This window comes from Idiomarina sp. Sol25 (assembly GCF_033052775.1).
In the GTDB taxonomy this organism is placed as follows: domain Bacteria; phylum Pseudomonadota; class Gammaproteobacteria; order Enterobacterales; family Alteromonadaceae; genus Idiomarina.
In genome coordinates this window covers 1-311 of record NZ_JAUPEW010000079.1, presented here as the reverse complement: position 1 = coordinate 311, position 311 = coordinate 1, and the positions used below count along the sequence as shown (strand labels likewise).

Below are 311 nucleotides of genomic sequence, written 5' to 3'. Positions count from 1 at the left end.
ATCGACAGGCCGTTCCAAAGCTGATCGGCCTCGGCCATGTCGACAACGAGTTTTCCGTCTTTGATACCGGTGTTCATAGGTTTCTGGATTTCTCGTGGGGTTTGGGGCTGGGCGTCCAGGTGGATTTCGGTAATCGCGTCGATTACGCTAGCGGATGCCGTGATGACATCCCGCACTTCGGCAGGGATGCGGTGATCCATCGCCATTCCCCGAAGGGCGTTCGCGACCCTCTCCAGCGACTCTATCTTTTTGTCGTTCATTTCGTCCTCCGGGATAAGTGGGGTCAGGCATGACCCGACCCTTAGTATTAC

1 protein-coding gene is annotated in these 311 nt (G+C 55.9%); it reads right to left on the bottom strand.

Features of this window, described 5'->3' with window-relative positions; genetic code table 11:
- The coding region (locus Q5L94_RS13550) for a hypothetical protein (RefSeq protein WP_317498885.1) at window positions 1-260 on the bottom strand (260 nt) is incomplete at its 3' end.
- Window positions 261-311: the final 51 nt, after the last annotated feature.